Origin of the sequence: Terribium retamae (assembly GCF_022347545.1) — a bacterium.
Taxonomy (GTDB): Bacteria; Pseudomonadota; Alphaproteobacteria; order Rhizobiales; family Rhizobiaceae; genus Mesorhizobium; species Mesorhizobium retamae.
Map to the genome: position 1 here is coordinate 42708 of NZ_JAKREW010000035.1, position 7699 is coordinate 50406.

General features: G+C 62.0%; 6 protein-coding genes and 1 tRNA gene. 1 reads left to right on the top strand and 6 read right to left on the bottom strand.

The window, feature by feature from the left end; all coding sequences use genetic code 11:
- Positions 1-95: 95 nt before the first annotated feature.
- The 6 genes from L4923_RS24365 to betI all read right to left on the bottom strand — a co-directional run bounded on the left by L4923_RS24365 (position 96) and on the right by betI (position 6175).
- Positions 96-452: a hypothetical protein gene (locus tag L4923_RS24365; protein WP_239369699.1), complete on the bottom strand. Its 357-nt coding sequence runs from the start codon at positions 450-452 to the stop codon at positions 96-98.
- 200 nt (positions 453-652) lie between these two features.
- Positions 653-729 (bottom strand) — tRNA-Pro (locus tag L4923_RS24370).
- Positions 730-916: 187 nt separating this feature from the next.
- Positions 917-2380 (bottom strand): betaine-aldehyde dehydrogenase, encoded by a 1464-nt coding sequence (gene betB / locus L4923_RS24375; RefSeq protein ID WP_239369700.1) that lies wholly within the window; start codon positions 2378-2380, stop codon positions 917-919.
- Positions 2381-2421: 41 nt separating this feature from the next.
- Positions 2422-4074 (bottom strand): choline dehydrogenase, encoded by a 1653-nt coding sequence (betA, locus tag L4923_RS24380; protein ID WP_239369701.1) that lies wholly within the window; start codon positions 4072-4074, stop codon positions 2422-2424.
- Positions 4074-5594 (bottom strand): choline-sulfatase, encoded by a 1521-nt coding sequence (gene betC, locus L4923_RS24385; protein WP_239369702.1) that lies wholly within the window; start codon positions 5592-5594, stop codon positions 4074-4076. Before betC ends, betA begins: the two co-directional genes overlap by 1 nt.
- Positions 5591-6175, bottom strand: a complete 585-nt coding sequence (betI, locus tag L4923_RS24390; RefSeq protein WP_239369703.1) for a choline-binding transcriptional repressor BetI — start codon at positions 6173-6175, stop codon at positions 5591-5593. The genes betC and betI overlap by 4 nt, the downstream gene beginning before the upstream one ends.
- A gap of 220 nt (positions 6176-6395) precedes the next feature.
- Here betI and L4923_RS24395 point away from each other — a divergent pair, with 220 nt between their 5' ends.
- A complete protein-coding gene (locus tag L4923_RS24395) occupies positions 6396-7562 on the top strand; it encodes an acetyl-CoA acetyltransferase (RefSeq protein ID WP_239369704.1) in 1167 nt (388 codons plus the stop codon).
- Positions 7563-7699 lie beyond the last annotated feature (137 nt).

Below are 7699 nucleotides of genomic sequence, written 5' to 3' on the forward strand. Positions count from 1 at the left end.
GGCAACGCAACGTGATCGAAGTCGGCTATCCGTTGGAGTGGTCTGGCGCAGCGCGGCAAGCAAGATATCGAACGATAGCGACGGACATCCGCAGCTCATTGCAAATTGCGCCTGGCTCGCCGTCCCTCCTCGACGCCAATGCGATAGGCGGTTCGCTTCAGCCATTCGTCTGCCCTGGCTTGGCCATAGAGGCGCACGCGCCTGCGGTATTCCGGTTCGATCTGGCGCATCAGCTGCCGCATGCGCTGCAGCGAGATAGCTGGCTTCTGGCCGCGTGGTTGCTGTCGATAAGTCGGCCGCCGCTGTGGGTGTCGCCTGAGGTTGTCGTAGCGCTGTGATTCGAGTCCCGGTGTCAGCCAGTCCATTTGCGCCAATGCCTGAGAAACCCCTGCAACGGGTAGTGGATTGATCAGCAGAGTAAACCCCGCCAGGAGCAATGCCCGCCGCCTCACCGTCGTCCCCTCGATGTCAGACTTCGTCGGGGAGCGTAAATGGATAGGGGATGCGTCGCAAGCAAGGAAGTGCGCTGCATGTCCGGTGTAAGCAACATGGTGCGACGCACCACCATAGACCGCACGCAAACTGCGCGCGCAATTTGGGGCGCAAGCCGTTGCCGTCGCGGGAAGAACAAGAAATCGGGAAGGGATTAGGCTGGTCGGAGTGGCAGGATTTGAACCTGCGACCCCATCGTCCCGAACGATGTGCGCTACCAGGCTGCGCTACACTCCGTGACCAGACGGCGGGCTTATAGCCGCCGCTTTCTATTCCTGCAAGCGGGAATGGTGCCACTGTACCCGCATTTCATCAGCTTTGTCGGCGCATGGCTTTTTCGAGTTGGAATCTTATTCGGCAGAGGTACGAGAACGCTGCTCATGCTGGAGCCTGACAGCTTCCGGACGCCACCTCGCAAGGTTGCCTAATAGGGGCTCGCCACGTCGCCGGTCTCGACATAGACCGACTTTTCCTGCGAGTATAGCGCCAGCGCCGCCAGCGAATTCTCGCGGCCGATACCCGATTGTTTGAAGCCGCCGAACGGCATCTCGACCGGCGACAGGTTGTAATTGTTGATCCAGCAGGTGCCAGCCTGCAATTCCGCGATCACACGGTGCGCGCGGGGCAGGTCACGGGTGAAGACGCCTGCAGACAAGCCGAATTCGGTGTCGTTGGCGCGGTCGATCACCTCATCTTCTTCAGAGAATGAAAGAACGCTCATCACCGGGCCGAAGATCTCTTCACGTGCGATGCGCATCTGGTCGGTGACGTTGGTGAAGATGGTCGGCTCGATGAAGAAGCCGTTTTCGAAACCTTGCAGTTTCGGTTCACCGCCGCCGTAGTGCAGCGTTGCGCCTTCGGCCTTGCCGATGCCGATATAGGACATCACCTTGTCGTGCTGCGCCTTGTTGATCAGCGGCCCCATCTGCGTCTCGGGATCGAGCGGATCGCCAATGCGGATGGCCTTGGTGCGTTCGGCCAGCCGTTCGACAAAACGGTCATGCAGGCCCTTCTGCACGAACACGCGAGTGCCGTTGGAGCAGACCTGGCCGGTCGAATAGAAATTGCCGAGCATGGCTCCGCCGATGGCGTTCTCGAGATCGGCATCGTCGAACACGATCAGCGGTGACTTGCCGCCGAGTTCCATCGTGGCGTGTTTCATCAGGGAGCCGGTCAGCGCCAGCACCTTCTTGCCGGTCGGCACGGAACCAGTCAGCGAGACCTTGGCGACCACCTCGTGCGAGGCCAGCGCCCCGCCGACGTCACCATAGCCCTGCACGACGTTGAAAAGGCCGTCCGGCAAGCCTGCTTCCGTGTAGATTTCGGCAAGCGCCAAGGCGGAGAGCGGCGTGTTCTCCGACGGCTTGAACACCATCGCGTTGCCCATGGCCAGCGCCGGTGCCGATTTCCAGCCCGCGCCTTGAATCGGATAGTTCCAGGCACCGATGCCCACGCACACGCCGAGCGCTTCACGCCGCGTATAGGCAAAGGGACCGCCGAGATCGATGTAATCTCCGGTGTAGCTGGCCACCGCGCCGCCGAAATATTCCAGCGCATCCGCAGCAGACGCGGGATCGGCCACCAATGTCTCCTGGATCGCCTTGCCGGTGTCCAGCGTCTCGAGGCGGGCTAGCTCGGCGTTTCGAGCACGCAGAATGTCAGCGGCGCGTCGCAGGATGCGGCCGCGCTCCACCGGCTTGAGCCTGGCCCAGGCGGGCTGCGCGGCACGGGCCGCCTCGACGGCAAGCTCGATGATGTTGGGCGTCGCCGAATGCAGCGTGGCGATGGTTTCGCCTGTCGCCGGATAGATCACCGGCAGTGGCGCGCCCTGTTCGTCATCGACGAAACGGCCATTGATGTAATGCGATGCCTTGGGCTGCGCGCGCATGGGATACTCCGAATTCTTGGGGCCGGGACGCTGATGATGCTCTATCTGTCCGAGACCTGCCAGCGCGGATTGATCCAGGGTTCCTGGTTCGAGGGTGCAAGCGGGGTGCGGCCAAGAATATGATCCGCCGCTTTCTCGCCCGTCATGATCGATGGCGCGTTGAGGTTGCCGTTGGTGACGCGCGGGAAAATCGAGGAATCGGCGACGCGCAGGCCATCGACGCCGATCACCCGGCATTCAGGATCGACCACCGCATGCAGATCGTCGGCGCGACCAATACGGCAGGTGCCGCAGGGATGATAGGCGCTCTCGGCATGCGAGCGGATGAAGGCGTCCAGTTCCTCATCGCTCTGCACATGGCTGCCAGGTGAGATTTCCTGACCGCGGAACGGATCGAAGGCAGCTTGTCCGAAGATCTCCCGGGTGAGGCGGATACAGTGGCGGAAGTCCCGCCAGTCGTCGGCATGCGACATGTAGTTGAAGCGGATTATCGGCTTGGCGTTCGGATCGTGCGAGCGCAAGGTGATCGAGCCGCGCGACTTCGACCGCATCGGTCCGACATGAGCCTGGAATCCGTGCGACTTCGCAACGGCCTTGCCATCATAACGCACGGCCGCTGGGATGAAGTGATACTGAATGTCGGGATAGTCGACGCCTGGCGCCGAGCGGACGAAGGCCGCTGCTTCGAAGTGATTGGTGGCGCCGAGCCCACTCTTGAAGAACATCCAGCGCGCGCCGATCAACGCTTTGGAGAAAGGGTTTAGGATCGCGTTCAGCGTGATCGGCTGGGTCGCTTCCTGCTGGATGTAGAGCTCCATGTGATCCTGTAGGTTCTGGCCGACTCCGGGCCGGTCGGCGACGACCGGGATGCCGTGATCCGCCAGATGTTTGGCGGGACCGATACCGGACAGCATCAGCAGCTTGGGCGAGTTGATGGAGGATGCTGCAACGATCACCTCACGCCGTGCTTTAACGACCTGAATCTGTTTGCGAGCTTCGATCTCAACGCCGACGGCACGTTGATTCTCGATGATCACACGCCGCGCGAAACCTTTGACGAGACTCACATTTTGCCGTTTCAGCGCGGGCTTCAGATAGGCGTTCGCCGCTGACCAGCGCTGGCCGTTGCGGATGGTCTGCTCCATCGGCCCAAAACCTTCTTGCTTGGCGCCGTTGTAGTCGTCGGTCAGTTCGAAACCTGCCTGGCGCCCTGCCTCGATGAAGGCGGCGTAGAGCGGGTTCGTGCGGGCGCCGCGCTGCACATGCAGCGGGCCGCCCTTGCCGCGCCATCCATCCTCGCCGCCATGGCTGTCTTCCATGCGTTTGAAGTAAGGCAGCACGTCCGCGAAGCTCCAGCCGGTCGCTCCCTGTTCGGCCCAGTGATCGAAGTCGCGGGCGTGGCCGCGCACATAGACCATGCCGTTGATGGAAGAAGAGCCGCCGATCACCTTGCCGCGCGGCGTGGCGAGGATACGCCCGCCGAGATGCGGCTCCGGTTCAGAAGCGAAACCCCAGTCATAGAGAGGCATGTTGAGCGGGATGGAGAGCGCCGACGGCATTTGGATGAGCGGGCCGGCGTCGGAACCGCCATATTCGATGACGATCACCGAATGTTTGCCGTCCTCCGACAGGCGGTAAGCCATGGCTGAGCCGGCAGAGCCGGAGCCGATGATGACGAAATCCGCTTCAAGCATTATTCACCCCTCGGAAAGCGCTTGTCCGCTTCGAGCGTGTCGAGGTTCATGTGGTTGCGCATGTAGCGCTCGGATGCCTTCTGCAGCGGTTGGAACTCCCACGGGTAGTAGGCGCCGTTGCGCAGCGCCGGATACACCACCCAGCGTCGTGCCTGGCTTTCGCGAACAGCTGCGTCGAACGCCTGCATGTCCCAGCGCAGTCGCACCTTTTCCATGAGTGCCGACGCGACTGCTGCATGCTGGGGGTCGGCCGCCAGATTGATGCGCTCGTGGGGATCCTCATGCAGATCGAACAACTGCGGCGGGTCGATCTCGCAATGCACGAATTTGTAACGGCCCTCGCGGATTGCCACCATCGGCGCGTAGGAGCCTTCGGCGGCATATTCCATCAGCACCGGCTCGCTTCGGTCCCCGCCCTCGATCAGCCGCACCAGCGACTGTCCGTCAGTCCAGGGGAGGATGGCGCTGATGTCGATGCCGGCGAGGTCGCACAGCGTCGGGCAGAGATCGAGGTTCGAAACCGGTGTTTCGATGCCGGCTGGACGAATATCCTTGCCGGCAATCATCAGTGGTACGCGGGCCGAACCCTCATAGAAGCACATCTTGAACCACAGGCCGCGTTCGCCCAGCATGTCGCCATGATCGGACGCGAAGACCACAATGGTATCGTCCGCCATGCGGGTGCGTTCGAGCACCGAAAGCAGCTCGCCAACCTTGTCGTCGAGATATGAGATGTTGGCGAAGTAACCCTGCCGGGCGCGACGGACGTGTTCGGGCGTGATCGAGAAGCTGTCGTAGTCGCTGGCCTTGTAGAGCCGCTGCGAATGCGGGTCTTGTTTTTCGTACGGAATGAAGCCGGTTTCCGGTTCGAGCGCCGGGCAGTCTTCATAAAGGTCCCAATATTGGCGTCGCGCGACGTAAGGATCGTGCGGGTGGGTGAAGGATACCGTCAGGCACCAGGGGCGGCGCTCCGGATCATCCGAGGTCCGGGCGAAGTCGTAGAGTTTCTGTTGAGCATGAAAGGCGACTTCGTCGTCATATTCCATCTGATTGGTGATTTCGGCGACGCCCGCGCCGGTGACCGAACCGAGATTGTGGTACCACCAGTCGATGCGCTCGCCAGGCTTGCGGTAATCCGGCGTCCAGCCGAAGTCGGCAGGATAGATGTCTGTGGTCAGCCGCTCCTCGAAGCCGTGCAATTGGTCCGGTCCGACGAAATGCATCTTGCCGGAAAGCACGGTGTGGTAGCCGGCCGCGCGCAGATGGTGTGCGAAGGTCGGGATCGAGGAGGGGAACTCGGCGGCGTTGTCGTAGACGCCATTGCGCGACGGCAGCTGCCCGCTCATGAAGGCGGCACGTCCGGGCGCACACAGCGGCGAGGCGGTGTAGTTGTTGCGGAAGCGCGCGGAGCGTGCTGCGAGCGCCTTCAGGTTCGGTGCGTGCAGGAAATCCGCCGGCCCATCCGGGAACAATGTTCCGGCGAGTTGGTCGACCATTATGATCAGGATGTTCGGGGTCATTGAACCTGTGCCAGCTTGGCGTCGATGTAATCCTCCACCAGCGCGCCGGCGCTGAGTGGATTGGGCAAGCCGTCGCGCAGCGCGCGGCGGATGTAGAGGCCGTCGATCATGGCAGCGATGGCTTCGGCCATGCGTGCGGCCTCCTCGCGAGGAACCAATGGCAGAAGCCCGCTCATCAGGTTGGAATGCAGCCGGCGCGCATAAACGCGCAGCAGCCGCCTCAGCGGGAGCGAATTCTGCGCTTCGACATAGAAGGCAAGCCAGGCATGCACGGTTTCTTCGCGGAACTGGCCGGCGTTGAAATTCACGCCAACGATCGCGGAAAGGCGTTCGCGCGGGGTGGCGGCCCTGTTCAAGGCTGCAATCGCATCGGCACCAAGATCGGCCAGGAGGTGGCGCATCGTGGCGAGCAACAGTTCTTCCTTCGGCCCGAAATAGTGATGGGCAAGGGCCGAGGACACCCCGGCGCGGTCGGCGATCTCCGACATGGTGACGTTGAGCGATCCACGCTCGCCGATCGCTGAGATCGTGGCGTCGATCAGCGCCTTGCGACGCAGCGGTTCCATTCCAATTTTCGGCATTGTCAAACTCTCCCGGGAGGCAAGTTATTTTTTATTGACTCGTCAATCAATAAAAATCCCGCCATGCAATTTCGCGGTTGCGACGTGGGACGCCGAGGAAGAGCTCTTTTCCACCAAGATGTTCGCAACTCTTGGCGACTGGCCTATATGTTCAGGATTGAACAGTTACCGCCCCAAGCCTAATGTGCTAGGAAAGGTAAGGCCTATTTGGAGAACTCCCATGACGGCAAGCATCGTTGGTTGGGCGCATTCGCGCTTCGGCAAGCTGGAGGGCGAGACCCTCGAAGGCATGATCACCAAGGTCGCCGCGGAGGCGCTCGAGCACGCCGGCATCGGACCCGATGACGTCGACGAGATCGTGCTTGGTCATTTCAATGCCGGCTTTTCAGCTCAGGATTTCACTGCCAGCCTCGTGTTGCAGGCGGACGACCGGTTGCGTTTCAAGCCGGCCACTCGTGTGGAGAATGCCTGCGCGACCGGTTCGGCGGCTGTTCGTCAAGGCATTCGTGCCATCGATGCCAATGCCGCCCGTGTCGTCCTGGTGGTTGGTGCCGAACAGATGACCACCACACCCGGTCCCGAAATCGGCAAGAACCTTCTCAAGGCTTCATATCTGCCGGAAGACGGCGACACGCCTGCCGGTTTCGCCGGCGTCTTCGGCAAGATCGCCCAGGCCTATTTCCAGCGCTACGGCGACCAGTCCGATGCGCTGGCCATGATCGCCGCCAAGAACCACAAGAACGGCGTCGACAATCCTTATGCGCAGATGCGCAAGGATTTCGGCTTCGACTTCTGTCGCCAGGAAAGCGAAAAGAACCCGTTCGTCGCCGGGCCGCTGAAGCGCACCGATTGCTCTCTGGTTTCCGACGGTGCCGCTGCCCTGGTACTCGCCGATACCGACACCGCGCTCAGGATGCGGCGCGCCATCACCTTCCGGGCCAACGAGCATGTCCAGGATTTCCTGCCGATGTCGAAGCGCGACATCCTTGCCTTTGAAGGCTGCGAACAGGCTTGGGAGCGCGCGCTCAAGAAGGCCGGCGTTACGCTTGGCGATCTATCCTTCGTGGAGACGCATGACTGCTTCACCATTGCCGAACTGATCGAATACGAAGCGATGGGCCTCGCCAAGCCGGGCGAAGGCGCAAAGCTGGCGCTCGAAGGCTACACCGCCAAGGACGGCAAGCTGCCGGTCAATCCTTCCGGCGGCCTCAAGGCCAAGGGCCATCCAATCGGCGCCACCGGGGTCTCGATGCATGTGTTGACCGCCATGCAACTCGCCGGCGAAGCCGGTGGCATCCAGGTGAAGGATGCAAAGCTCGGCGGCATCTTCAACATGGGCGGCGCGGCGGTCGCCAATTATGTCTCGATCCTCGATCGTATTCGCTAGCAACTTTTGAGATTGAAAAAACGGGGCCGGGGGGGGGGGGGGGGGGGCCGGCCGGGGGGGGGCGGGGGGGGGCCGGGGGGGGGTGTTTTTTATAAACCGCCCCCCGCGGGGGGGGGGGGGGGGGGGGGTGGGGGGGG